27 protein-coding genes are annotated in these 24,590 nt (G+C 72.3%); 8 read left to right on the forward strand and 19 right to left on the reverse strand.

Annotated elements, in window-relative coordinates; genetic code table 11:
• The first annotated feature begins 17 nt into the window (after nt 1-17).
• The gene (locus ACY34M_RS10225) at nt 18-560 is read left to right on the forward strand and encodes a type 1 glutamine amidotransferase domain-containing protein (protein ID WP_462719287.1); all 543 of its coding nucleotides are present in this window, start codon (nt 18-20) and stop codon (nt 558-560) included.
• A gap of 32 nt (nt 561-592) precedes the next feature.
• On the opposite strand, the gene ACY34M_RS10230 is transcribed toward ACY34M_RS10225, so the two are convergent.
• Nucleotides 593-2,215 (reverse strand): ABC-F family ATP-binding cassette domain-containing protein, encoded by a 1,623-nt coding sequence (locus ACY34M_RS10230; protein ID WP_462719288.1) that lies wholly within the window; start codon nt 2,213-2,215, stop codon nt 593-595.
• 94 nt (nt 2,216-2,309) lie between these two features.
• Here ACY34M_RS10230 and ACY34M_RS10235 point away from each other — a divergent pair, with 94 nt between their 5' ends.
• Together ACY34M_RS10235 and ACY34M_RS10240 are read left to right on the forward strand one after the other, a co-directional pair.
• Nucleotides 2,310-3,887, forward strand: a complete 1,578-nt coding sequence (locus ACY34M_RS10235) for a phosphatase PAP2 family protein (RefSeq protein ID WP_462719289.1) — start codon at nt 2,310-2,312, stop codon at nt 3,885-3,887.
• Nucleotides 3,888-4,017: 130 nt separating this feature from the next.
• A complete protein-coding gene (locus ACY34M_RS10240; RefSeq protein WP_462719290.1) occupies nt 4,018-4,857 on the forward strand; it encodes a class I SAM-dependent methyltransferase in 840 nt (279 codons plus the stop codon).
• A gap of 6 nt (nt 4,858-4,863) precedes the next feature.
• Here the strand turns inward: ACY34M_RS10240 and ACY34M_RS10245 are convergent, their stop codons facing one another.
• The 14 genes from ACY34M_RS10245 to ACY34M_RS10310 all read right to left on the reverse strand — a co-directional run bounded on the left by ACY34M_RS10245 (nt 4,864) and on the right by ACY34M_RS10310 (nt 14,831).
• Nucleotides 4,864-5,145 carry a gas vesicle protein K gene (locus ACY34M_RS10245; protein WP_356379398.1) on the reverse strand — a complete coding sequence of 94 codons (282 nt, stop codon included), beginning with the start codon at nt 5,143-5,145 and terminating at the stop codon, nt 4,864-4,866.
• A complete protein-coding gene (locus ACY34M_RS10250) occupies nt 5,138-5,335 on the reverse strand; it encodes a gas vesicle protein (RefSeq protein ID WP_462719291.1) in 198 nt (65 codons plus the stop codon). The genes ACY34M_RS10245 and ACY34M_RS10250 overlap by 8 nt, the downstream gene beginning before the upstream one ends.
• Complete coding sequence (locus ACY34M_RS10255) at nt 5,332-6,132, reverse strand: GvpL/GvpF family gas vesicle protein (protein WP_462719292.1); 801 nt, start codon at nt 6,130-6,132, stop codon at nt 5,332-5,334. The genes ACY34M_RS10250 and ACY34M_RS10255 overlap by 4 nt, the downstream gene beginning before the upstream one ends.
• On the reverse strand, nt 6,129-6,458 hold the full coding sequence (locus ACY34M_RS10260; RefSeq protein WP_462719293.1) for a gas vesicle protein: 330 nt from the start codon (nt 6,456-6,458) through the stop codon (nt 6,129-6,131). The genes ACY34M_RS10255 and ACY34M_RS10260 overlap by 4 nt, the downstream gene beginning before the upstream one ends.
• The gene (locus ACY34M_RS10265; RefSeq protein WP_462719294.1) at nt 6,455-7,588 is read right to left on the reverse strand and encodes an SRPBCC family protein; all 1,134 of its coding nucleotides are present in this window, start codon (nt 7,586-7,588) and stop codon (nt 6,455-6,457) included. The genes ACY34M_RS10260 and ACY34M_RS10265 overlap by 4 nt, the downstream gene beginning before the upstream one ends.
• Nucleotides 7,575-8,351 carry a DNA primase gene (locus ACY34M_RS10270; protein WP_462719295.1) on the reverse strand — a complete coding sequence of 259 codons (777 nt, stop codon included), beginning with the start codon at nt 8,349-8,351 and terminating at the stop codon, nt 7,575-7,577. Before ACY34M_RS10270 ends, ACY34M_RS10265 begins: the two co-directional genes overlap by 14 nt.
• Entirely contained in the window at nt 8,348-8,572 is a 225-nt protein-coding gene (locus ACY34M_RS10275) for a gas vesicle protein GvpG (protein WP_462719296.1), read from the reverse strand. Before ACY34M_RS10275 ends, ACY34M_RS10270 begins: the two co-directional genes overlap by 4 nt.
• 4 nt (nt 8,573-8,576) lie before the next feature.
• Nucleotides 8,577-9,326, reverse strand: coding sequence for a GvpL/GvpF family gas vesicle protein (locus ACY34M_RS10280; RefSeq protein ID WP_462719297.1), 750 nt, complete (start codon nt 9,324-9,326; stop codon nt 8,577-8,579).
• A complete protein-coding gene (locus ACY34M_RS10285; RefSeq protein WP_462719298.1) occupies nt 9,323-9,757 on the reverse strand; it encodes a gas vesicle structural protein GvpA in 435 nt (144 codons plus the stop codon). The genes ACY34M_RS10280 and ACY34M_RS10285 overlap by 4 nt, the downstream gene beginning before the upstream one ends.
• Before the next feature lie 121 nt (nt 9,758-9,878).
• Nucleotides 9,879-10,226 (reverse strand): gas vesicle protein GvpO, encoded by a 348-nt coding sequence (locus ACY34M_RS10290; protein ID WP_462719299.1) that lies wholly within the window; start codon nt 10,224-10,226, stop codon nt 9,879-9,881.
• 44 nt (nt 10,227-10,270) lie between these two features.
• Nucleotides 10,271-11,164 (reverse strand): non-homologous end-joining DNA ligase, encoded by an 894-nt coding sequence (gene ligD, locus ACY34M_RS10295; RefSeq protein WP_462719300.1) that lies wholly within the window; start codon nt 11,162-11,164, stop codon nt 10,271-10,273.
• A gap of 93 nt (nt 11,165-11,257) precedes the next feature.
• Entirely contained in the window at nt 11,258-13,117 is a 1,860-nt protein-coding gene (locus ACY34M_RS10300) for a transketolase (RefSeq protein WP_462719301.1), read from the reverse strand.
• Nucleotides 13,114-14,460 carry an NAD(P)/FAD-dependent oxidoreductase gene (locus ACY34M_RS10305; RefSeq protein ID WP_462719302.1) on the reverse strand — a complete coding sequence of 449 codons (1,347 nt, stop codon included), beginning with the start codon at nt 14,458-14,460 and terminating at the stop codon, nt 13,114-13,116. The genes ACY34M_RS10300 and ACY34M_RS10305 overlap by 4 nt, the downstream gene beginning before the upstream one ends.
• Before the next feature lie 5 nt (nt 14,461-14,465).
• Nucleotides 14,466-14,831 (reverse strand): phage holin family protein, encoded by a 366-nt coding sequence (locus ACY34M_RS10310; RefSeq protein WP_462719303.1) that lies wholly within the window; start codon nt 14,829-14,831, stop codon nt 14,466-14,468.
• A gap of 101 nt (nt 14,832-14,932) precedes the next feature.
• On the opposite strand from ACY34M_RS10310, the gene ACY34M_RS10315 reads away from it, so the two are divergent.
• The 4 genes from ACY34M_RS10315 (at nt 14,933) to ACY34M_RS10330 (ending at nt 18,841) form a co-directional block, all read left to right on the forward strand.
• On the forward strand, nt 14,933-15,307 hold the full coding sequence (locus ACY34M_RS10315) for a VOC family protein (RefSeq protein ID WP_462719304.1): 375 nt from the start codon (nt 14,933-14,935) through the stop codon (nt 15,305-15,307).
• A 55-nt stretch (nt 15,308-15,362) separates the two neighbouring features.
• Nucleotides 15,363-16,055 (forward strand): GntR family transcriptional regulator, encoded by a 693-nt coding sequence (locus ACY34M_RS10320; RefSeq protein WP_462719305.1) that lies wholly within the window; start codon nt 15,363-15,365, stop codon nt 16,053-16,055.
• A 140-nt stretch (nt 16,056-16,195) separates the two neighbouring features.
• Nucleotides 16,196-17,476, forward strand: a complete 1,281-nt coding sequence (locus tag ACY34M_RS10325; protein WP_462719306.1) for an amidohydrolase family protein — start codon at nt 16,196-16,198, stop codon at nt 17,474-17,476.
• Between the two features lie 63 nt (nt 17,477-17,539).
• Nucleotides 17,540-18,841 carry an amidohydrolase gene (locus ACY34M_RS10330; protein WP_462719307.1) on the forward strand — a complete coding sequence of 434 codons (1,302 nt, stop codon included), beginning with the start codon at nt 17,540-17,542 and terminating at the stop codon, nt 18,839-18,841.
• Nucleotides 18,842-19,070: 229 nt separating this feature from the next.
• Here ACY34M_RS10330 and ACY34M_RS10335 read toward each other — a convergent pair whose 3' ends face one another.
• Nucleotides 19,071-21,044 carry a DUF5107 domain-containing protein gene (locus ACY34M_RS10335; RefSeq protein WP_462719308.1) on the reverse strand — a complete coding sequence of 658 codons (1,974 nt, stop codon included), beginning with the start codon at nt 21,042-21,044 and terminating at the stop codon, nt 19,071-19,073.
• Between the two features lie 193 nt (nt 21,045-21,237).
• On the opposite strand from ACY34M_RS10335, the gene ACY34M_RS10340 reads away from it, so the two are divergent.
• Nucleotides 21,238-21,579 carry a DUF6204 family protein gene (locus tag ACY34M_RS10340; RefSeq protein WP_462719309.1) on the forward strand — a complete coding sequence of 114 codons (342 nt, stop codon included), beginning with the start codon at nt 21,238-21,240 and terminating at the stop codon, nt 21,577-21,579.
• On the opposite strand, the gene ACY34M_RS10345 is transcribed toward ACY34M_RS10340, so the two are convergent.
• From ACY34M_RS10345 to ACY34M_RS10355, 3 genes are all read right to left on the reverse strand, one after another.
• Nucleotides 21,557-22,156 carry a GNAT family N-acetyltransferase gene (locus ACY34M_RS10345; protein ID WP_462719310.1) on the reverse strand — a complete coding sequence of 200 codons (600 nt, stop codon included), beginning with the start codon at nt 22,154-22,156 and terminating at the stop codon, nt 21,557-21,559. The genes ACY34M_RS10340 and ACY34M_RS10345 overlap by 23 nt on opposite strands.
• A 71-nt stretch (nt 22,157-22,227) precedes the next feature.
• Complete coding sequence (locus tag ACY34M_RS10350; RefSeq protein ID WP_462719311.1) at nt 22,228-22,464, reverse strand: LapA family protein; 237 nt, start codon at nt 22,462-22,464, stop codon at nt 22,228-22,230.
• Nucleotides 22,465-22,586: 122 nt separating this feature from the next.
• Nucleotides 22,587-24,422, reverse strand: a complete 1,836-nt coding sequence (locus tag ACY34M_RS10355; protein ID WP_462719312.1) for a CocE/NonD family hydrolase — start codon at nt 24,420-24,422, stop codon at nt 22,587-22,589.
• Nucleotides 24,423-24,590 lie beyond the last annotated feature (168 nt).

Here is a 24,590-nt window from a genome sequence, read left to right on the forward strand (position 1 = left end):
CAGAGGAGTTGACAACCATGCGGATCGCGTTCCTGGTGGCGCCGGAGGGGGCCGAGCAGGTTGAGCTGACGGACCCCTGGCAGGCGGTGCGGGACGCGGGCGGCGAACCCGTGCTCGTATCGACGAAGCAGGGTGAGATCCAGGCCTTCGATCACCTCGACAGGGCGGACAAGTTCCCGGTCGACGCCACGGTGACGGGCCTGGGGTCGTCGGCGGACGGCTTCGACGCGCTGGTGCTGCCCGGCGGCGTCGCCAACCCGGACCAGCTGCGCACGGATCCCGACGCGGTCGCGTTCGTACGGGACTTCTTCACGCGGGGCCTGCCGGTCGCGGCGATCTGCCACGCGGCGTGGACGCTGATCGAGGCGGACGTGGTGCGCGGCCGGACGCTGACCTCGTACCCGAGCCTGGCCACCGACATCCGCAACGCCGGCGGCACCTGGGTCGACGAGCAGGTGAAGGTCTGCACGGCCGGACCGAACGTGCTGGTCACGAGCCGCCGCCCGGACGACCTGAAGGCCTTCGACCTGGCGCTGCTGGGGCAGGTCAACGGCACCTGAGGCCGCCCCGGGCGGAGGCAGGGGCGCGGGCGCTAGCGGTCGCGCTCCACCCTCCGCTCGTCCCACACCGGCTCCGCCGTCTCGCGGACCCGGCCGTCCGAGCCGAACACCAGATAGCGGTCGAAGGACCGGGAGAACCAGCGGTCGTGGGTGACCGCGAGGACCGTACCATCGAAGGCCTCCAGGCCCTCCTGGAGGGCTTCGGCCGACTCCAGGTCGAGGTTGTCCGTCGGCTCGTCGAGGAGCAGCGCGGTCGCGCCCTCCAGTTCGAGCAGCAGGATCTGGAAGCGGGCCTGCTGGCCGCCCGAGAGCCGCTCGAACTTCTGCTCGGCCTGCGCGGTCAGCTCGTAGCGGCGCAGCAGTGACATCGCCGGGCCCTTGTCCTTGGCGTGGTCGCGCCACAGGATGTCGAGCAGCGGCCGGCCCTGGAGTTCCGGATGGGCGTGGGTCTGGGCGAAGTGGCCCGGCACGACGCGCGCGCCGAGCTTCCACGCACCGGTGTGCGCGACGGATTCGTCGCCCGCGAGCAGCCGCAGGAAGTGCGACTTGCCCGAGCCGTTCGAGCCGAGGACCGCGACCCGCTCGCCGTAGAAGACCTCCAGGGAGAACGGCTTCATCAGGCCGGTGAGCTCAAGGCCCTCGCAGGTCACCGCCCGCACTCCCGTGCGGCCGCCCTTCAGGCGCATCGTGATGTCCTGCTCGCGCGGCGGCTCCGGCGGCGGGCCCGCCTCCTCGAACTTGCGCAGCCTGGTCTGCGCCGCCGCGTACCGGGACGCCATCTCGTGGCTGACGGAGGCCGCCTGCCGCAGGTTGACCACGAGCTTCTTCAGCTGCGCGTGCTTCTCGTCCCAGCGGCGGCGCAGCTCCTCGAAACGCGCGAAACGCTCGCGGCGCGCCTCGTGGTACGTCGAGAACCCGCCGCCGTGCACCCAGGCGTCCGCCCCGCCGGGGCTCGGCTCGACGCTGACGATCTTCTCGGCGGAGCGGGCGAGCAGCTCCCGGTCGTGGGAGACGAACAGGACCGTCTTGCGGGTCTCGCGGAGCTTCTCCTCAAGCCAGCGCTTGCCGGGTACGTCGAGGTAGTTGTCCGGCTCGTCGAGGAGGAGGACCTCGTCCGTGCCACGCAGCAGCGCCTCCAGGACGAGCCGCTTCTGCTCACCGCCGGAGAGGGTGCCCACCTCGCGGAACTGCGCCTTGTCGTACGGCACGCCGAGCGCCGCCGTGGTGCACATGTCCCAGAGGGTCTCCGCCTCGTAGCCCTGCGCCTCGGCCCAGTCGGCGAGGGCCTGCGCGTACTTCATCTGCGCGGCCTCGTCGTCGACCGTCATGATCAGGTGCTCGGCCTCGTCGACCGCCTGCGCCGCCTCCCGGATACGCGGCGGGGACACCGAGACGAGGAGGTCCCGGACGGTCGTCCCGTCGCGGACCGAGCCCACGAACTGGCGCATCACGCCGAGCCCGCCGCCGACCGTCACCGAGCCGCCGTGCGGCTGGATCTCGCCCGAGATCAGGCGCAGGAGGGTGGTCTTGCCCGCCCCGTTCGGACCGACGAGCGCGACGACCGCGCCTTCGCCCACACGAAAGGAGACATCGCCGAGCAGCGCCCTCCCGTCGGGGAGGTAGTACTCGAGGTGTGCCGCTTCCAGATGTCCCATGATCCCGCATTCTGGACGCCCGTGCGGGTGACGGGCAAACGAATTGGCCGACCGGCACCGGGTGCGAGCCGCAGGTCGGGGTACCAGTTCTTCCATGTTTGCGCTGAAGAAGTTGAAGACGCCGAAGACACCGAAGGCTTTTCCCGCCCCACTGAGAACGATTCCTGCTCCCTTGAAGACGATCCCTGTTCCCGGCTTCGACACGACGCCGCCCGTGCCACCGACACTGCGGGACCGGCTCGCCGGAATGGATCTGCGGGTGTTCGAGTTCGCCGCGGGGGCGAACTGGCCGGGCGCCGAGCGGATCCTGCCGCGGCTGAGCCGGTCCGCGAACCACGGTGTGCTGTGGTTCGCGGTCGGCGGGGCGCTCGTCATGACCGGATCGCCGCGGGCCCGCCGGGCCGCCGTGCGCGGAGTGGCCTCCCTCGCGCTCGCCTCGGCCACCATCAACACCCTCGGGAAGCGCTCGGTGCGCCGGACGCGGCCCTCGCTCGACCCGGTGCCCCTGGCGCGCCGCCTGAAGCGGCAGCCGTTCACGACGTCGTTCCCCTCGGGGCACGCGGCCTCGGCGGCGGCGTTCGCCACGGGGGTGGCGCTGGAGTCGCGCGGCTGGGGCGCCGCGCTCGCGCCGGTCGCGTTCTCCGTCGCCGCGTCCCGCGTCTACACCGGCGCCCACTTCCCCGGCGACGTCATCGCGGGCGCGGCGCTCGGCGCGGGCGCCGCCTTCGCGGTGCGCGGGCTTGTGCCGACCCGCGACCAGATGCCGTCGCCGGGGCGGCCCCTGGTCGAGGACGTGCCGGCGCTGCCGGGCGGCGAGGGCCTGGTCCTTGTGGTGAACACCGGGGCCGGCACCCCGGAGAAGGTGAAGTCGCTGAAGAGCGCGCTGCCGCAGGCCGAGTTCGTGGAGTTCAGCGGCGGCGACCTGGAGACCGTGCTGGAGAAGGCGGCGCCGCGGGCCCGCGCCCTGGGCATCTCGGGCGGCGACGGATCGGTGAACACGGCGGCGCGGGTGGCCCTCAAGCACGGGCTGCCGCTGGCCGTGCTGCCCGGCGGGACCCTCAACCACTTCGCGTACGACCTCGGCATAGAGGATCCGGGTGACCTGGTGCGGGCGGTCGAGGGCGGCGACGCGGTCGCGGTCGACGTGGGCCGCTTCACCTCGGCCGAGACGTCCGGGATCTTCCTCAACACGTTCAGCCTCGGCGCCTACCCGGAGCTGGTGCGGGAGCGGGAGCGCTGGTCGGGGCGGATCGGCGGGCGGCTCGCGGACGTCGTGGGAGCGATCCACGTACTGCGCCGCGACCATCCGCTGGAGGTCGAGATGTCGGGCCGCAAGCGGCCGCTGTGGCTGCTGTTCGCCGGAAACTGCACCTACCGGCGGATGGGCCTGACGGCGGGCCGGCGCGCGGACCTGGCGGACGGGCTGCTCGACGTACGCACGGTCAGCGGCGGCCGGCTGCCCGGTGTCCGGCTGCTCGCGGCGGCGCTGTCCGGGCCGCTGTCCCGCTCCCCGTTCCACGCGGCGACCCGGCTCACCCGGCTGCGGGTGCGCGGGATCACACCGGGGACGCCACTCGCCTTCGACGGCGAAGTCGCCCCGTGCGGACCTGAGTTGACGATCGACAAGCAGCACGAGGCGTTGCGCGTGTACCGGCCGCTGGGACTGCTGTAGCACCGGCGACACCTCTGGTGCGTCCACGGTTCAAGACGGGTATCTCACGATGCGGCTGGCGGGCGTACGGTGATCGGACCGCCGGGGGCAGGCGCCCCCGGCGGTCCGCCGTACGCGAAGGGATCGAGTCATGCCGCAGGAGACCGCCGTATACACCCACGGCCACCACGAGTCCGTGCTCCGCTCGCACACCTGGCGCACCGCCGCCAACTCGGCGGCCTACCTGCTCGACTCGCTCAAGCCGCACATGAAGATCCTGGACATCGGCTGCGGCCCCGGCACGATCACCGCCGATCTGGCAGCGCTGGTCCCCGAGGGCCATGTGACCGGGGCCGACCACGCCGAGGGCATCCTGGACCAGGCGCGCGCCACGGCCGCCGAACGGGGCCTGACCAACGTCGACTTCACGACGGCGGACGTGCACGCGCTGGACTGGCCGGACGACACGTTCTGCGTCGTGCACGCGCACCAGGTGCTGCAGCACGTGGGCGATCCCGTGCAGGCGCTGCGCGAGATGCGCCGGGTGACGAAACCGGGCGGCATCATCGCGGTACGCGAATCCGACTACGCGGCGTTCTCCTGGTTCCCGCGGCTGCCCGCCCTGGACGACTGGCTGAACCTGTACGAGCGGGTGACCCGCGCCAACGGCGGCGAGCCGGACGCCGGGCGCTTCCTGAAGTCGTGGGCGCTGCGGGCCGGTTTCACGCAGGAGGACATCACGTGCTCCGCCGGTACGTGGTGCTACTCGACGCCCGAGGAGATCGCCTGGTGGAGCGGGCTGTGGGCGGACCGCACCCTCGCCTCCGCGTACGCCGACCGCGCGACCGGCGGCGGGCACGCGACACCCGAGCAGCTGACGGCCGTGTCGCAGGCGTGGCGGGAGTGGGGCACGCACGAGGACGCGTGGTTCGGGGTGCTGCACGGGGAGATCCTGTGCCGCAAGCCCGTAGCTGACTCCGCCGCGAACTAGACGGGTTCAGGAGCGCGGGAGCAACGGGCCGAGCGGTCCGAGGTCGATGTTCAGGTCCTCGGGCCGCAGCCCGTAGCGCTCACGCAACTGCTCCATCCGGTCCTCCAGGAGCATCAGCGTCAGCCCGACCCGCTCCTCCTGGTCCTCCGTCAGGTCGCCGACGTCGAAGCGGCGGATCGCCTGGCGCTCCATGAGCTGACGCAGCAGCTCGACGAGGGTGAGGACCAGTTTCATCAGGTCGCGCTCGACGGTGTCGGGTTCGAGTTCGATGCGGCGCCGTTCACTCACCGCTCATCACCTCCGGCCAGGGCGAGGGCACTTGCTCGTTCACCGAGCTGATCAGGGCGTTGAGGTCGATGCGCACCAGGTCGACATCGGCGATCCGCAGGGTGACGTCCCCGGCGAGGACGACGCCGCCCGCGAGCAGCCGGTCGAGGAGGTCGACCAGGGCGATCTCCCGCCGTTCGACGACCGTCATGCCTTCCCCTCTCCCCCGGTCTCCTCTTCGTCGGCCGTGAACGAGTAGCCCGCCCACGGACCGGTCAGCTCGACGCGCAGCCCCGGTTCGCGGTCCTTCGTGGCGTCGACGCGCTCCACGAACTCCTCCGCACGCGAACGCTCGACGAGATACGCCGCGTTGAGCACGTTCCTGCCACTGGCGCGGGAGAGCTCCGGGTTCTGCGGCGGATGGACGCGGGTGTACGCGGCGTACCGGCACAGCTCGTCGTGCAGCTCCTGCGCGAAGTGTTCGGCGCGCCGCCAGGTGTCGTCGCGCGCGGTGCGCTCGGCGCGGCGGCGGCGCAGGTACTCGCGGCCGGACGAGGCGGGCGCGGCGGTGCGGTCCGGCGGCGGGGAGGCCTCGGGCTCCTCCACGTACACCTTCACGCCCCACTCCACGCGTCCCGCGAGCCGGTCGAGGCCCGTGCGGAAGCGCTGCTCCTCCTGCTCCAGCATCAGCCGTACGCCGCTGTCGTCACGGAAGACCGTGGCGAGGCGCAGGGGGAGCGGGCTGGTGACCGTGGTGAGCGCGGCGATCACGTTCTGGTGGGCGCGGGCGGTCTCGGTGAGCCAGTCCAGGTCCTCCAGGTGGGCGTGCAGGGGCCCCTCGGCGAAGTCCGCCTCCGGCACGGAGCCGACCACCGCGACGAGGCCGCGGTGGTCCAGCTGCCGGGGCGGGGCGCCGGCCACGCCGGTGAGTTCGGCCTGGAGCGGGGCGCCGAGCGGGTGGCACACGGCGTACACGTAGCGCAGCTCGCGCGGATCGTCTGTGGTCACGCAGTGTCCTTCCGGCCTTCGGTGAGTTCGTCGAGTTCGGCGATGCGCTGCTTCAACTCGGCGTTCTCCTTCTGGAGTTCCTTGCGGCGGGCGCTCGAGGACAGGGCCGGATCCTCCTCCCACCAGTCGATGCCCATCTCCTTGGCCTTGTCGATCGACGCGACGATCAGGCGCAGTTTGATGGTCAGCAGTTCGATGTCGAGCAGGTTGATCCGGATGTCGCCCGCGATGACGATTCCCTTGTCGAGCACCCGCTCCAGGATGTCGGCGAGGTTGGCCCCGCCGTCACCCCGATACGGTTCCGGGAAGCGGCTCGCCGTCGTCATCGGCGGGCTCCGCTCCCGGCGTACTGCCGCTCCCGCGAGGGCTCGCCGCTCTCCTCCTCGGCCTCGTCCTCGTAGCCCTCACCTTCGTCCTCGGCCTCGTACTCCTCGCCTTCGTCCTCTCCCTCGGCCTCGTCGTAGCCCTCTTCTTCCTCTTCCTCGGGCTCTTCGGCCTCGTCCTCGTACTCGCCTTCGTCGCCTTCGTCCTCGGCCTCGTACTCCTCGTCGGGCGACTCCGACTCGTCGGTCGCGTCCTCGGCGTTCTCGGCGTTCTCAGCCTCCTCCGCTTCCACTGCCTCCTCGTGGCTGCGGACGACCTCGCCGTCGCGGATCTCGCCGCGCCAGCCGTCGCTCGCCTCGCCGCGCAGGGTGATGAAGCGGACGAAGTGCTTGAGGTCGAGACGGGCCCTGCGGCCCTGGGCGCGCCAGATGTTGCCGGTCCGCTCGAACAGGCCCTTGGGGTAGTACTCGATGATCAGCAGCACCCGGGTGAGCCGGTCGGCGAGCCGGTGGAAGGAGACGACACCCTTCGTGGTGCCCTTGCCTCCCTCGGACGTCCACATGATGCGGTCGTCGGGCACCTGCTCGGTCGTGGTGGCCTTCCAACTGCGGTTCGACCAGAAGACCTTGAGCTGCCAGTCCGACGTCGTGTCGTCGGCCCGGTCGGCGCTCTTGACGCCCTTGGCGAAGGTGCTGAACTCCTGGTACTGCGTCCACTGGTCGTAGGCCGTGCGCAGGTCGACGCCCACGTCGACGTACTCCATTATGACGGTCGGCTTCGCGCCCGCGCCCTTGCGCTTGCCCTTGCCGCCGCCGAGTCCCTTGAACGCGTTGACGACATTGTCCTTGAGCCGGCCCGCGCCGAGCTCCACCGCGCTGCGCACCGGGCCCTTGCCCTCGGCGAGCTTGCGTCCGCCGTCGAGCGCGAGGGAGGCGAAGCCGGGGCTCTTGCCGTCCGCGATGTCGTTCAGCTTCACGGTGGTCTCGCCGAGCTTGCGACCGGCGCCGACGAGCAGGCGCTGGGCCTGGGCGCCGAGGTAGTCGCGCAGTTCCGACTTGAGGTGGTCGGCGGCCTCGCTCTCGGCGATTGCGGCGAGCGGGTTCTTCGTCGCGGTCGAGTCAGCCACGGCCACCGCCTCCCTTCGCGGCGCGGGCGCCCGCGCCCGCGGTCTGCTGGGCCGGGGCCTTTCGCGCACCACCGCCCCGGCTCCGCTCCGGCTTCTTCGCCGGTGCCTTCTTGGCAGGCGGCGTCTTGCTCGCCGCCGACTTCTGGGCGGGCCGCTTCTTGGCGGGCGCCTTCTTCGCGGCCCGGCCGGAGGGCGCGGACCGCTCGGCGGTCTCGTCGTCGCGGTCGTCCGCGCGGTCGTCGTCGCGGTCATCTGCGCGGTCGTCCGCGCTCTCGTTCTCGTTGTCGACGTCCTGGTCGTCCCGGTCGCCCCGGTCCTCCCGGTCGTCCCGGTACTCCTCCTCGTCGGTCTCGTCGTACCCGTCCTCACCCTCGTCCTCGCGGCCACCACGGCCACGGACCAGACCGGTCGCCTTCTTGCCCGCTCCGCGCACGTCGTCCGTGTCCGGGGCGACACCCGCCAGCTGGTCGCGCACGCCCTGCGTGCGGTCGTGCAGCCGGCCCGCGAGGCCTTCGATCTGGCGGTCGACGAGCGCGCCCGTGGCCGCCTTGCCGACTCCGCTCAGATCCTGGCGGAGCTGGTCGCCGATCTCCTTGAACTGCGGGTTCTTCTCCAGCTGTTGGGTGACCAGTTCGGCCACCCCGCGCGGGGTGAGATTGAGCTTCTTGCCCGCGACCATCGTGCCGACGGCCAGCGCCAGCTTCATCTTCTTCGTACGTCCGAGGACGTAGCCGGCCCCTATCGCGAGGCCGAGCGCTGTCCTGTTCAAGGTCCCTCCAGACGATCGAGGAGCTCGTCCTCGACGCGGTCGAATGTGTCCTGGTCGATCTCGCCCGACACCAACCGCTCCTCCAGCCGGGCCAGTTCACGGCGGACGGTGGCCGGGTCGTAGTACTGCCGTTCTGCTTCGGCGAGCACCTGCTGCACCGCCCACAGGGATCCGCGCACCGGAGCGAGCGGTAGCAGCAGCACCTCCGAGATCAGTCCCATGGGGTCACTCCGTGGCCGCGGGCTCCGAAGGGCCCGGCTCGACGAAGCTGTAAGGGGGCAGCGGCCCGTTGACGGTGATGTCGAGGTGCGGGTGGTCGCGCCGGACCTCCTCGACCGCGGCGAGGAAGTGCTCGGCCTCCTGCCTGTCCACGAGGTACGAGACGTTGGCGAGCCAGCCCGTGCTCTCGGGCCCGGTCGACACCGCGGAGGCGGTGGGTTCGAGCAGGTGCTGCAGCTCGACCGCGTCCTCGGACTCGCGGGCCTGCACGGCGGCGACGACCAGTTCACCGAGCCGCAGCCGCTCCTCGTACGTACCGCCGCCCGCCTTCCGGTTGGCTTCGGTGAGCGTGCGGACCTCGGTGTTCTCGGCCATCACCTGATGCAGCACGGCTTCCTCGTCGTGCTGCGCCTTCACGTTGTACTCGACCTTGCCGTCGAGCGCGTGCAGCCGCTCCTGATAGTGGTCCGCGCGCTCGCCGAGCACCGTCGCCACCGACTCGTCGTCGGGTGCGAGGGAGCCGAACCGCATCGGCAGCACCGGTCCCCCGGCGCCCGCCTCGGAGAGCACGCTCTGGTGGGCGAGCAGGTCGCGGCGCTTGGGCCGCAGCCCTTCGGGGGCGTCGCTGACGAGCGCGGCGAGCGGCCCTTCCTTGACGACGCGCACCTCGCGCGCCGGTTCGCCGATGCCTCCCATGCCGGCGGGCAGGGAGGGGTGGTCGGAGCTCGCGATGGCGTAGATGTATGTGCTGCTCACTCCTGCTCCTCCTTCCGGCGGCTCGTGGAGGACCGGCGGGCACCGGACCCGGATCGCCGGGGCTCCGGCTGGCCCTCTTCGCGGGCCTGGTTGAAGGCGTCGGAAATGGTCTGCGCGGCGCCCGAGAGCGCGCCCTTGGACTTGCCGCGCGCGCCGGACTCGGTCATCTCGCCGACCAGGTCGGGCAGTCCGGGATCGCGGTGCGGGCCGGCTTCCAGGTCGAGCCTGTTGCAGGCCTCCGCGAAGCGGAGATAGGTGTCGACGCTGGCGACGACGACCCTGACGTCGATCTTCAGGATCTCGATGCCGACCAGCGAGACACGGACGAACGCGTCGATGACGAGGCCACGGTCCAGCACGAGTTCGAGTACGTCGTACAGGCCGCTGGTGCCGCCACCGCCGCCCGACTGCTGTGCGGGGACAACGGTCATAAGGGCCGTCCCTCCCTGTCCTGTGTAGTAAGCGGTCCGAGGCGGAGCGCGGCGGCCGGGGGCCGCCGGTCCGGTGGGGCGCCGGTCGTGTCCGGCGCCCGTGGCTACGGGGCGCCGGGGCTCACTGGCCGCCCGACCTGCGGGGCTCGGAGCGGCCCCGCTCGTAGCGGCGCAGCCGCCGGTAGCCGGTCAGGGCGCCTTGCGGGTCCAGGGTCACCTGGTAGCTCGCCAGCAGGCTCATGGTGTCGGGGACGCGGGCCAGTTCGAGGACCTCGATCTCCAAATCCCAGCCGTCCTCGGTACGTTCGAAGGACGACACGGTCTCGGCCGCCATACCGGTGAGCTCCGCCAGCTGTGTGCGTGCTTCGCGCAGCACCTCCATGGGGCTCGGCGCGCCGTCCGCCTCGGTGGTCTTGTCGTCGCCGCGCTCACGCTCCGACGACGCTTGCGTCTTCTTTGTGTTCGTCATGGCAGCCTCGGTCACCGAGTCTCCACGAACCGGGAACACAAACCTCAACTCGCCTGCCGGGAACGGAGCTTGCGCCAGGCCGGGCCGAGCGATCGGCCCCTGCCGAGCAGCCCCTCCCAGGGGTCGCTCCTGGCCTGTTCGAGCGCGTTCTCGATGGTCCAGTGCCGGGCGCCCACGGCGGGCGCGCCGAGCTGCCGCCACGTCAGGGGCGCTGCCACGGGGGCGCCCGGCTTGGCGCGCACCGTGTACGGAGCGACGGCGGTCTGGGCGTAGCCGTTGCGCATGACGTCGAGGTAGAGGCGGTCGCCGCGGTCCTTCTTGCGCGGCGCCGTGGTGAGCGCGTCGGGGTGTTCGGCGGCGAGGGCGTCGGCGACCTGGCGCGCGAAGTCCCGCGTCTCGTCGAAGTCGTGCTGTCCGTCGAGGGGGACGACGACGTGGACGCCGCGCGAGCCGGTGGTCATCGGGGCGGCGGGCAGGTCCAGTTCGTCCAGGATCCCGTGCAGCAGGCGGGCCGCCTCCCGCACCTCCTCGAAGTCGTCCCCTGCCGGGTCGAGGTCGAAGACCAGCCGGTCGGGCCGGTCGACGTTGTCGGCGCGCGACAACCAGCGGTGCAGGGTGAGGGCGGCCTGGTCGACGAGGAAGACGAGGGTGTCGGTGTCGTCGCACACGGTGTGGGTGACCGTGCCGCCCTCCTTCTTCTTCACCTCGACCCGGCGGATCCAGTCGGGGTAGTGCTCGGGGGTGTCCTTCTGCATGAAGCGCGGGCCGTCCAGGCCGTCGGGGTGCCGCTCCAGCATGAGCGGGCGTCCGCGCAGGTGCGGGAGCATGAACGGGGCGACGGAGCGGTGGTAGTCGGCGAGGTCGCCCTTGGTGATGCCGTCGGGCAGCAGCACCTTGTCCGGTCGCCGGACCTCTCCGATCCGGGTGTCGTCCGCCATCGGGGCCTCCCTACTGTTGCGCTGCACCGTCGTTACAGCCTCGGGGCTCCGCCCCGGACCCCGCGCCTCGATCGCCGGCGGGGCTGGGGTGGGTCACGGTGTCACCGCATGCTCGACCAACAGACCGACCGCCGCGACGATCCCCGCCGCATCGATACCGGCGGCGGCCAATTGCTCGGCGGGCGACGCAGACCCCGGCATCGTGCGGACACCCAACCGGGCAAGCCGCGGAGCGGGCTCCGCGTCGGAGAAGGCCTCGGCCACCGCGTCGCCGATGCCGCCCTGCTCCCGGTGGTCCTCCACGGTGAGCAGGCAGCCGGTGGCCCGCGCGGCGTCCCGCAGGGTGCGCCGGTCGACCGGTTTCACCGAGTACAGGTCGATCACGCGGACCGGGATGCCGGCCGCCGCCAGCTCGTCCGCCGCCTTCAGCGCCTCGTGCACGGTGACACCCGCCGCGACGACCGTGACCCGGTCGCCGTCCCCGGAGCGCAGCACCTTGCTGCCGCCGACGGGGAAGTCCTCGTGGGCCGGGTAGATCACCGGCGCCGCCCCGCGCGAGGTGCGCAGATAGCGGATGCCGGTCAACTCGGCCATGTGGCCCACGAGTTTGGCGGTCTGATTGGCGTCGCACGGGTAGAGGACCGTCGAGTCGTGGAGGGCGCGGAACATCGCCAGGTCCTCCAGGCCCATCTGGGACGGCCCGTCCTGGCCGATCGCGACGCCCGCGTGCGAGCCCACCAGGTTGATGTCGGCGCCGCTGATCGACGCCATGCGGATGAAGTCGTGGGCGCGGGTCAGGAACGCCGCGAAGGTCCCGGCGTACGGCAGCCAGCCGCGGGCGCTCAACCCTACGGCGGTGGCGACGAGTTGCTGTTCGGCGATGTAGCACTCGGCGTACCGCTCGGGGTGCTCCTTGGCGAACATCTCGGTGCGCGTGGAGTCGCCGACCTCTCCGTCGAGCGCGACGACGTCGCCGCGCGCGGAGCCGAGGGCGACGAGCGCCTGGCCGTAGGCGTCGCGGGTGGCGACCTCGTCGCCGACGTCGAAGCGGGGCAGGTCGAGGCGGCCGGTGCGCACCGCGTGCAGGATGCGTGCGGCGGGCGGTGCCTGGACCTGCACGCGCGCGCCCCGGTCGCCGCCGAGCTCCTCGATGGCCTCGGCCGCGTCGGGCAGCGGTTTGCCGTGCGCGCCCTCGCGGTCCTCCACGGCGGCCACGCCCTTGCCCTTGAGGGTGCGGGCGAGGATCACCGTGGGCCGGCCGACGGTCGAGGCGGCCTCCGCGTACGCGCGGTCGATCTCCGCGACGTCGTGCCCGTCGATGACGACGGTGTGCCAGTCGAAGGCCTTGAAGCGGCGGGCGTAGGCGTCGAGGTCGTGGCCGTGCCGGGTGGGTCCGCGCTGGCCGAGCCGGTTGACGTCGACGATCGCGGTGAGGTTGTCGAGCTGCTCGTACCCGGCGTACTCGGCGGCCTCCCACACGGAGCCCTCCGCCATCTCGCTGTCGCCGCACAGGGCGTACACCTGGTAGCCGACCCGGTCGAGCCGCTTGCCCGACCAGGCGATGCCGGCGGCGACCGGGAGGCCCTGGCCGAGCGATCCGGTGGCGGTCTCGACCCACGGCAGACGGCGCGGCGTGGGATGGCCCTCCAGCCGGCTGCCGGACTTGCGGAAGGTGAGCAGTTCGGCGTCGCTGAGGGCACCGGCCGCCTTGTACGCCGCGTAGAGGAGCGGCGAGGCGTGGCCCTTGGAGAGCACGAAGCGGTCGTTGCCGGGGTGGGCGGGGCGGTCGAAGTCGTAGCGGAAGTGGCGGCCGAGGAGGACGGCCATCAGGTCGGCCGCGGACATCGACGAGGTGGGGTGGCCGGATCCGGCGGCGTCCGCCGCGCGGACCGAGTCCACCCTCAACTGCTGCCCGAGTTCCTGGAGTTCGCTGTCACTGTATGTGGTGCTCATGAGGCACCTCCCTGGTCCGGCTGTTCCTTGTCTCGGCTGTCGTCGGGTACGCGGGCCAGCTCCGGCGAGGCCGTGTCGAGCGGCACCGACCAGGAGCGCACGAGGCCCAACTGGGTTGCCTGGCGCGGCAGTACGGCGTCCAGGAGCCAGTCGGCGGCGACCCGCACCCGGTTCCCCGGCATCGCGGCCAGGTGGTAGCCGCGGGTGACGGCGCCCGCGAGCGGACCGGACAGCGGGACGCCGAGCGGGTTCGCCGCGGCCTGCACGCCGCCGAGGTCGACGGTGAAGCCGAGGTCCTTGTGCCGGTAGTCGCGGCGCTCCCCCTTGCCGAGGGACGCGGCGACGTTGAGGCCCGCGACCCGCCCCTGCCGCCAGGCGTGCTGCGCGGTCATCGGCGTGTACTGGCCCGGTTTCTCCATGTCGGGCACCGCGGCCGCGTCGCCGCAGGCGAACACCTCGGGGTGTCCCGGCACGTTCAGATACGGGTCGACGACAAGCCGCCCGCGTTCCATCGGGCGGCCGAGGTCGGCGACGAGCGGATCCGGGCGGACGCCGACACACCACACGACCGTCCGGGTGTCGACGAACTCGCCGTCGTCCAGCAGGACTCCGTCCTTGGTGGCCTCCTTCACGGAGGTCTTCGTCCGGATCTCGACGCCGCGCCGGCGCAGCACGCTGTCGGCCGTGCGGGAGAGGTGCTGGTCGAGTTCGGGCAGGACGCGCGGCGCGATGTCGAGCAGCATCCAGCGGGGGCGGATGCCCCGGCGCAGCGGCTGCTTCTTCACGAGCGCGTCGGTCAACAGCTGCCCCTGCGCGGCGACCTCGGTGCCGGTGTAGCCGGCGCCGACGACGACGAAGGTGCAGCGGGCCCGGCAGTCCTCCGGGGTGTCGGCGGCCGCGGCGAGTTCGATCTGCCGGGTCACGTGGTCGCGCAGGTACAGCGCCTCGGGCATGCCGCGGAAGCCGTGCGCGTGCTCGGCGATGCCCGGCACCGGCAGCAGCTTGTTGACGCTGCCGACGGCGAGGACGAGACGGTCGTACGAGAGGGTGCCGCGCCCGCCCTCCGGGTCGGTGTACGAGACGGTCCGCTCGTCGAGGTCGACGCCGTCGGCCTCGCCGAGCACGAGCCGCGCGTGCGGCAGCGTCCCGGACAGCGACACGGTGACCCGGCGCGGCTCCAGTGCGCCCGCGGCCACCTGCGGCAACAGGGGCAGGTACAGAAAGTAGTCGGTGGGGTTGAGCAGGGTGACGTCGACGGTGTCGCGGGCCACCCGCGTCAGCATGCGGGCGGCCCGGTATCCGGCGAATCCGGCGCCGACGACGAGCACACGGGATCGGCTCACTGTGCTCACGCTCCCGGGGTCGGGGTCGGCGGCGGTCCGGCCGGCATCGGCGGCGCGGCGGGCGCGGCGGGCCGTCCGGGCCGCGCCGCGTTCCGCAGGAGGTATGCCGCGACGCCGAGGACGGCGGCGACGATCAGGGCCGCCGCCCAGTCGGGCAAGCCGAGGGCGAGGACGAGTCCGAGCGCGAGCGCCACCGCCGCCCCCGCGTACAGGGCGGCGGCTCCGGCTCCCGCATACAGGGCGGCGCGGCGGCGCTGCGCCCGCACGGCCCCGGTGAACTCCTCGCGCAGCGTCTCGCGCACGGCGTGCGTGACCCGTCCGGCCAGCTCGTCGGTCAGCTGCTCGTTGATGTGTTCGCCCATGCGTTCCATGCGCGCCGGGTACCCGTGCCCCGGACCACGTAACGAGAGCCACCCGGTCCGGTTCCTGGAAACGATCACGCGCCCCGGCCTGCTCCGACTAGGCTCCTCCCATGGAAATCCTGGGAACCACGCTGCGCATCTGCGTCGAGGACCTGGAGTCCTCGGTCACGTTCTACGAGAACCTCACGGGCAGCGGAGCGCTGCGGTTCGAGCGCGGCGGGGTCTCGGTGGCCGCGGTCGGCTGCTTTCTCCTGATGAGCGGCCCCAAGGCGGAGATCGACGTGCTGCGCAAGGTGACGGCGACGATCGCGGTCCCCGACGTCGACGAGGCGGGCACCCTGCTCACCGCTTCCGGCGCCAAGGTCATCGCGGGCCCCGTGCCGACTCCGGCGGGCCGCAATCTGATCGCGCTGCACCCCGACGGCTCGGTCTTCGAGTACGTGGACCGGCAGGCCATGACCGAGGAGCCGGTCGAGCAGGCCTGACCCACGGGGCGGCACGTATCCTCGCCCCGGGCACGACGGGCGAAGGACGGTGCACGTGACGGGCAGTACGGCGGGGTCGGACGAGGGGCGCACGTCCCTGAGCGCGCAGGCGCGGGAGGCGGTGCGCCGGCGCATCGTGGACCGCCGCTACCCCATGGGCGCGCGGCTCGTGGAGCGGGAGGTCGCCGAGGAACTGCGGATGTCGCGGGTGCCCGTGCGGGAGGCGCTGCGCGCGCTCGTCGCGGAGGGCCTGCTCGAACTGCTGCCGCGCAGCGGTGTGCGGGTGCGCCGCCTGGAGCGGGCCGACGTCCGGCATCTGTACGAGGTGTGGGAGCCGCTCGCCGTGCAGGCCTCGCGGCTCGCGGCGCGGGCGCTCGCGGCGCAGGACCCGCCCTCGCTGGACGCACTGCGCGCCTGCCTGGACCGGGCCGAGCGGGCCGCCGCGGCGGACGAGGGCACGCGGGAGGTGGCCGCGCACACGGCGTTCCACGAGGAGATCGTGGCGCTCGGCGGGAACCCGCTGCTCGCCCGCACCATGGAGCAGTTGAGCTGGCAGTTGCAGCTCCTGTTCGGGCTGCGCGAGGAGCCCGCGCACATGCGGGCCCAGCACGCGGACATCTTCCGGCACATCGCGGCGGGCGACGAGGAGCTGGCGGTGGCGAGCACGCTGCTGCACGTCAGGGACAGCCGCACGGTGGCGCTGCGGTCCCTGTTCGGCGACTCCACTTTGTATACCGAGGGCGAGTAACCCCTCGAACCACCCCGTGCGGGCCGGATCAGAAACGGGGCATTAAGGCACATAGGCTTGAGCTCCCTTGTCGCACGCTCCCCGTTGGTATACAAAAAGGCGGACCAGCTCATCCTCGTAGAACCCCGCCTGGAGCCCTCATGTGCGTCGAGCCCGCCGAGCCCCCGTCCAGCCGACTGACCCGCCGCGGTGTCCTCGCCGCGTCCGCCGTGCTCGCGGGCACCGCGACCGCCCTCGGCTCCGGCGCGCCCACGGCGTCCGCCGCACCCCGCCGCCCGGCCACCGCGCCCCGCGCCGGTGACCTCGTCGTCGACGGCGGCACCCTGCTCGACCCGGCCACCGGCGAGGTGACCGAGGACGCCGTCGTCGTGATCCGCGACGGCGTCGTGCGCGCGGCCGGTGCCCGCGGCCGCGTGGAGGTCCCCGGCGACGTGCGGCGCATCGACGCGCACGGCCGCTGGGTGCTGCCCGGACTCGTCGACGCGCACATCCACCTCAACACCGCGACCGAGGCCCTCGACGCGGTCCGCAAGGGCGCCACCAGCGCGCGCAGCGGCTCCACGAACTTCTACCAGGACATCGCCGTACGGGAGTTGGCCCGCCAGGCCCCCGAGCTCGCGCCCCGCCTGAAGGCCGCCGGCATCTTCGTCACGCCCGACCTCGGCGACACCGTACTCGGCGACCCGGACCTCACCCCGCTGGCCCGCCTCAAGGGCGGCGTGCAGTCCGCCGAGGCGCTGCGCCGCGTCGTCGAGGTGAACCTCAAGCGCGGCGCCGACGTCATCAAGACCCGCGTCAACCCGCGTGCGGGCCTTGCCGAGCAGGACCCGCTGGAGCAGGTCTACTCGCGCGAGCAACTGTCCGTGATCGTCGCGGCGGCCAGGCGCGGCGGCAAGGGCGTGCTCTGCCACAGCTACAGCGAGAAGGGCTGCGACGACGCGGTGCGGGCGGGCATCCGCTCCCTGGAGCACGGCGCGTACGTCAGCGAGCGCACGCTGGCCGAGATGCGCCGCCGCGGCACGTTCTTCACGCCGACCCTCGGCGCCATCGCCGGCATGATCGGCTCCGACGACCCGGTCCTCGACGAGCGCGGCCGCACCTATCTGCCGCTGCTGAAGAAGGCGGCGCTCGCCGCGCACGAGATGGGCGTCCCGCTGGCCGCAGGCACGGACTCCTCCGGCGGCACCGTCGACCCGATCGGCGGCGAGGTCGAGCTGATGCACTCGGCGGGCCTCAGCGCGCTCGACGCGATCCGTACGGCCACCACCGGCGCGGCGAAGCTGCTCGGCCTGGAGGGCACCGTCGGCCGCCTCGCCCGGGGCAGCGCGGGCGACGTACTGCTCGTCGACGGCGACCCGCTGGCCGATGTGTCGGTGCTCAAGAAGCCTGCGGGCGTGGTGCGTTCGGGCATCGCGATCTGACCGTCGCCCCCCCCTTCACCTTTCTCTCGGATTCCCCCTCGAACGCGAACGAAGGAGAACGGCATGACTCCTCCCCTGTCCCGGCGCGGTGTCCTCGCGGGTGCGGCCTCGATCGGCGGCGCGACCCTGGGCGCGACGGCGACGCAGGCACAGGCGCAGGCTCCGGCCGCGCAGGCCCGCCGCCCCGGCAAGGCCGTGGTGTTCCGCGACGTCCGCCCGTTCGGCACCCGCGAGTCCGTGGACCTGACCGTGGTCGACGGGAAGTTCAGCGACAAGCCCGCGCCCGCCAACGCGAAGATCGTCGACGGTGGCGGCCGGATCGCCCTCCCGTCGCTGGTGGACGCGCACATCCACCCCGACAAGACGACGTGGGGCAGCGACTGGATCTCGCGCAAGCCGGCGGACGGCATCGCCGACTACTGCGACCAGGACGTCGAGGTGTTCCGTACGCAGAAGCGCCCGGTCGGCGAGCGGGCGTACGGCCTGATGTCGCACGCCGTGACCCGCGGCACCCGGGCGATGCGCGCGCACGCCGACGTGGCGCCCGCCTACGGTCTCGCCGGGGTCGAGGGGATCGCGCAGGCGCGGGACCGGCTCGCGGACGCGCTCGACGTGCAGATCGTGGCGTTCCCGCAGCACGGTGTGGTGCGCAAGCCCGGCACCGCGGAGCTGCTGCGGGACGCGGCGCGCGGCGGCCTCGTCGACATGATCGGGGGCATCGACCCGATCAGCTTCGACCAGGGCATGGACGAACAGCTCGACCTCGTCTTCGACCTCGCGGACCGGTACGGCGTCGGTGTCGACATCCACCTCCACGACCGTGACGAGAAGGGCACGAAGGTGCTGCGCGGCATCATCGAGCGCACCAAGGCGCTGTCGCTGCGCGGCAAGGTGACGGTGAGCCACGTTTTCTGCATTCCGTACCTGAAGGATGCCGAACTCGACGCGATGGCAGCCGACTTGGCGGATCAGGACATCGCCCTGACGACCGTCGCGCCGAGCGCGGACCTGGTGCTGCCGATCGCCAAGCTGAAGGAGCGCGGGGTGCGGGTCGGGCTCGGCTCGGACGGGGTGCGCGACTCGTGGAGCCCGTTCGGCAACGCGGACATGCTGCACCGGGCGCACCTCCTCGGCTGGGTCACCGACATCCGCCTCGACGACGAGCTGACCGCGTGCTACACGGCGGGGGCACACGGTGGGGCGGACGTCATGGGTCTGCCGCGTGTGGACTTCAAGGCGGGCAGCCCGGCGGACTTCGTGCTGCTGCGGGGCGAGTGCGTGCCGCAGGTCGTGGTGGACATGCCGCAGCGGGACATGGTGGTGCACGGTGGCCACGTGGTGGCCCGCAACGGGGAACTGGTGTAACCCGTCCCGTGGCGTGGCGGCCCCCGCCCCCACGCCACGGGGCTCCGCCCCGGACCCCGCGCCTCAATCGCCGGCGGGGCTGGAAAAGATCGGGGCTCCGCCCCGGCCCCCGCTGCTCAATCGCCGCAGGGGCTTGATTTACCGGCACCGGCCGATGCCGTCTCGCCTTGGGCAATCTGCCGCCTTGGGCGGCAGGGTGGGCAAGGCGGCCCCCGGTGCCGCGCAAGTGTTACGACGGCTCCGGGCGCATCCGGAATTCGTAGCGGTCCGGCAGGGGGACCCCTTGGCCGGCTGCCTTCGTCCACACCTCGCCGATCGTTTCGGCGCCCTCGCGCAGGTCCGCCACCTCGAATCCGGCGTCGAAGATGGCGCGTGCCGCCGCCAACTCGCCCTCTGCGCAGAGCAGTTCCGCTTCTATCAGGCGGAACCGTCCGCGCTCGCGCGTTTCCGGATGCAGCCGGTTCCACACCGTGCGCGCCGCCGCCACGCGACCCGCCGCGAGAAGCGTCGCCATCGCCTCCCGCCCGAGCGCCGCGCTCGCCGCCCGCCACGCCTCGCCCTCGTCCCGCCGCTCCGCGCACAGGTCGTCGAAGGCGTCGACGCAGCGGTCCGCGGCCCGCTCCATGTTGCCGTCCGCCGCGTCGGCCACGGCGAGGCAGCGCAGGAACGGCCAGAGCGACGGCGCGAGTTCGAGGCCGCGCTCCCAGCTCCGTACGGCCTGTGCGCGGTCGCCCGCGTGCCACTGGGCGATGCCCAGGTGGTACTCGGACAAGGGCCGGGCCGGCGCCGTCTCCAGCATGTCCCGCCACGGCGGGGAGACCAGTGAGGGCCCGGGCGGGCCGACCCGGCGCTGCTCCGGGAAGGCCCCCGTCTCCAGGAGCGCGCGCCACGGCGCCTGCGCCTCACCGAGCGTCGACTCGTCGAACGGCGTGCCCGCCAACTTCCATCCCGTGCGCAGCACTTCGAGCGCACCCCAGCCGGACCCGGTCGCGAGCCGCTCCCCCGGCTCCACATCCGCGCAGGCCCGCCACGCCTCGTACGCCGCGTCGACGTCGGCGCGCGGCAGGGCGCTCTCAAGGCGCCGCTCCACCTCACCGACCGCACGCCCCCAACTCCCGCTCGCGTGCACGGTTTCGGCGTCCGCCGACAGCGGCCCGTACGCCTCCAGCCAGCTGAACTCGCCCTCCGGCTCCAGGCGTACGTGTTCCAGCTGGGTGCGCGCGAGCCCGGCCTGGATCTCGCAGTAGCCGCCGGTGCCGGGCTCGGTCAGCCACTCCTGCCAGCGCCGCCCGCCCGTCCCGCTGCCCCACACGAACAGCTTCCGGCCGCGCAGCAGATCGGTCGACGTCTGGACCAGCCCGTGCCCGGCGTCGTCGAGCGCGGCGATCCAGCGGCGCCGCCCGTCCTCGACCTCGTAGAAGTAGTCGGCGGGGAAGGTGCTGTTGAGCGGATACGTGCGGTCGATTCCCTCGTGCTCCGGCACGGGGACCCGGGTCAGCGTCCGCTCGTAGGCGAAGTACCAGGCCTCGTCGGCGGGCGCGAGCACGCGGCGCTCCTCGGGAACCGCGATGTTGGACCACCAGTAGGCGGGCGCCGGCTTCTCGTGCGGATTGCGGACGCGTACGCCGACGTACAGGAAGTCGGAGCCGTCCGGGAGCCACAGGTCGACCTGGAACGGCAGATCCCGCAGGCGTTCCCACTCCCACAGGCGCAGCATGTCGCCGCCGTCGGGGGCGGGCACGCGCGCGGCGTGCAGGGGTGCGCAGGACAGGGCGGTGTGGCCGGTGGCCCCGATGTTCCACTCGATGCCGCCGGAGAACCAGGCGCCGTTGAGCGCGAAATCGGCGGGCTGGAACACGGGATTGCGGTACAGGAGTTCGCGTCCGGTCGGCTTGTGGAAGAGGGATGCGACGCGACCGCCGAGGCCGGGGAGCACCGTCGCCCGCAGCCGGTCGTTCTCGATGACGATCGTGTCGAGGTCGACCGGGGCGCGCTCGCGCCCGTACCCGTCGCGGATCCGCTCGGGCAGCACACTGCGCAGCGGCCGGTAGCCGACCTGCCGCGCCATGTCGAGCGGCATGTCCTCCTTGGTCCGCTCGTCGACCACGTGCGCCTCGTCGAGGGGCCGCAGCGGCGGCAGCGGATTGTCCGGGCCCGGGGCCACGCCCGGCAGGGTCAGTACCGAACGGCGGATCTCGGTCACGTGCGCCTCCCGTCACCAGGGGACGCGACCCGCCCCCGACGCCCATGGAACATGGTCATCCGGAAGCTGAACAGGGTGGCCTCCGGTCAGAATTGCGCAAAGACGCCGCCGCCGACGACGTACGCTGGCGCTTTCAGCGCACCGCCGCGACCAACAGGCAGGCAGCACGTACGCCCGAGGGGAACGCACCACCATGGCCGAGAGCCACACCTACCGAGTCATCGTCCGCGCCACCTTCGAGGACCTCACCGACGCGGCGCGGGAGCGGCTGCTCGCCGAGGTCGCCGAGCACGAGGGCATCGCGGGCATGAAGTTCGGCCCGGAGGGCTCCCTCGCCTACGACCGCACGCTCAAGCACTTCTCCATGCGCTATGTCGTCGAGTCCGACCCGGACGACGGCGACGAGATGGCGGGGGCGCTCGCCGAGGAGAAGGCGCAGGCGTATCTGGCGGAGCGCGGGTACGGGCACGGTGAGCTGCGCTCGACCGTCACCGACATGGACACCATGAAGATCAACCGGAAGTCGCGCCGCTAGCCCGTGGCGTCATCTCGGCCGTGAGCGCCCAGCGCTCGTGGTCGCGCCAGGCGCCGTCGATGAAGAGGAAGTCCGGGGACAGTCCCTCCAGGCGGAATCCGGCCCGGCGGGCGAGCGCGATCGACGCCGTGTTGCCCGGCTGCACATTGATCTCCAGGCGGTGCAGTCCGAGCGGGCCGAACGCCTGTCGGACGACGAGGTCGAGCCCCTCGGACATCAGTCCGCGCCCTGCGGCATGCGCGAAAGCCCCGTACCCGAGGGCGCCGCAGCGGAAGGCGCCGAGCACCACGTTGTTGATGTTGATGAACCCGGCGAGGGAACCTTCCGAGGCGCCGCCCGCCGCGCCGTCCCGCTCGTGCACCAGGAACCCGTGCCGGGTCGGGTCCGCGATGAGCCGGCCCGCGTACTCGGCGTAGGCCGTCGCGCCGGTCGGCGGGAACAGCCAGGGCCGGTGCAGTGCGGCGCTCTCACGCGCGCGTGCCGTGAACTCGGCGACGTCGGCCTCGTCGAGGGAGTAGGGGCGGATGCCCACGCGGGCGCTCGTGGCGAGAAAGCCCGGGGCAAGGGAGTCGGCCATCGGGCCAGCTTAGGTCGGCCGTCGGGCCGGCTCAGGTCGGCCTTCGGGCCTTCATGGAAGGTGCCCGCGGCTCATCTGCGTCTGCGGTTCACGAAGTAGCCGCCGCAGACCGCGCCGATGACCGCCGTGATCAGCAGCGCCAGGTACAGCGGCACGGTGACCTCGGGGATCAGCAGCCGGATCTTCACGTGCCGGGTGTTCTCGAAGATGAAGACCAGGCCGAGCACGGCCAGGACCAGGACGCCGATCCTGGCCGGCGTGAACGTGCCGCCGCCGCTCTTCGAGCTCGCACTGTCCTTGGGGCTCATCGATGGACCCTTCCCGTCGATCCCCCGGAGGCCGTCGCCGCCTCCCCTGCCAAGGATGTCCGGGAAGGCGGCGCGAACGCACAGGTCAGGGGCCCGTCCGGGTGACGGCCACGGTGGCGCGGCTACGGCACGACGGGCAGCCGCACCGTTCCGGTGTCGTCGGGGGCGCTGGTGACGGTCACCGGCTTGACGCCCTTGTTGCCGCCGTACGCGTCGTCGCTCGCGGCGATCACGAAGCGGATCCGGTGCCCCTTCTCGTAGCGGTGCACGATGCCGGGCAGGGAGACGGTGAAGGGGCGGGTGACGTCGGGCACGCGGACGGGGGCGACGAGCCGGTGCACCAGCGTCTTCGAGCCGTCGGGCGCGACGTCGTACAGCTTCGCGAAGAGCACCAGCTTGTCGGCCGCGTTGCCGGAGTTCTGCGTGCGCTCCGCCTTCGGCGAGATCACCTTGAGCGTCGCCTGCGGGGCGCCCACGACATCGGTGGCGGAGGTCAGCGGATCGGTGGTCCAGTCGAGGTATGTGCCCTTGGTGTCGTACGGGGCGGGGTCGGACAGGCCGATGAGGCCCGCGAGCGAGGACTCGGAGTGGCTGGTGGGGACGAGCCAGTTGCGGTACTCGCGGCTGCCGCGCGCCACCTTCTTGCGGTTGTCGACGAGCTTTCCGTCGCCGGACAGGTACAGCGTGCGGTTCAGGGCGGGTACGCCCGGCCCGGTCGCGTACGTCCCGTTCGGGTCGGCGATCCAGTCGCGGTAGTAGGCGAACGCGGGCCCGGTGTCGACGCCGTCCTTCTTGTGCAGATACCGGTCGAACCAGGAGAGCACCCGGCGCCCGACGTAGCTCGTCTCCAGGTTCCCCTCGGAGAGGTTGAGTTCACCGGCGGCCGGGTCGGTGAGGCCGCCGCTGTGGCCCCAGGACTGCCAGATCATCTTGGCGGGCGTGCCCTGCGCCGTGAGGCTGTCGTACGTCGCCCTGGCCTCGTTCAGGTTGAACAGCGAGTCGGCCTGCCCCTGGATGAGCAGCGTCGGCGTCTTCACCTGCTTCACGTACGAGACCGGGGACACGCTGCGGGCGTAGGAGAGCAGCCGCTGGGTGTCGGCGGCCGGGTAGCTGCCGGAGTTGAGCGTACGGATGGTGTCGCAGGCGTCGTCGACGAAGTGCAGACAGCCGAGCTTGTTGATCCGTGACGGGTCGAGGGACGGGGAGAGCAGCGGCTGGCCCTCGCCCATGAGGTAGAACCCGTTCGTCCACTGCCATTTGAAGGCACCGGGGACGTCGGCTGCCTCGGGGCCCCGCGCGTTCTGCGGGTCGAGGGAGTACGCGAGGTCGTTCCAGGTGATCAGCGGGACGAGCGCGTCGACGCGGCGGTCGACGGCGGCCGTGGCCAGCTGGATGGCGCCGCCGTACGAGCCGCCGATCATGCCGACGCGCGGGTCGCCCTTCTTGTCGGCGGTGACGTAGTCGATCTTCGTGCCGTCGTCGGCGGCGCGGGTGCCGGCGAGGAAGTCGACGAGGGCGGAGGCGGCCTTGCCGTCGATGCGCGGGTCGTCGAGCGAGATCAGGCAGCCGGACTTGCCGAAGCCGAGGCCCGAGTAGGCGAGCGAGACATAGCCGCGCTGCGCGAAGGCCTTGGCGCTCGCGTCGGTGGAGCCGTCCGCCTTGCTGCCGCCGAAGCCGTTCGTGGTCAGGACGGCGGGGGCGGGGTGCGCGGCGTCCACGCCCGCGGGGTGGTAGAGGTCGGCGTCCACGGTGCAGGTGCGGCCGCCGGTGTCGACGGTGAACTTGAGGGGGGTGACCGTGACGGGGTCGGGGGCGGTGTCCGCCGCCCGGGCGGGGGCGGACAGGGTGGCCGCGGCGACGGCGGCCAGGGCGGCGACGAGCGGGATGCGGGATCTGAGCACGGCGACCTCCACGATGCGCGGGTGCTTACCGATGGGTAACGGTGAGCGCGGAGCCATCGTGTGGCACGTGTCATCAGGGAGCAATGACCCTGCCGGGTGAATCTCCCCGTTTGGGCGGAGGTTTCGTGAAGCGCATGATCATCGTGGACGCATCCCCCCTACGCCTCGGGGCTCCGCCCCGGACCCCGCTGCTCAATCGCCGCAGGGGCTTGAATCGCCCCGGCC

The sequence above is a fragment of the Streptomyces sp. EDA2-14 genome, assembly GCF_054963755.1.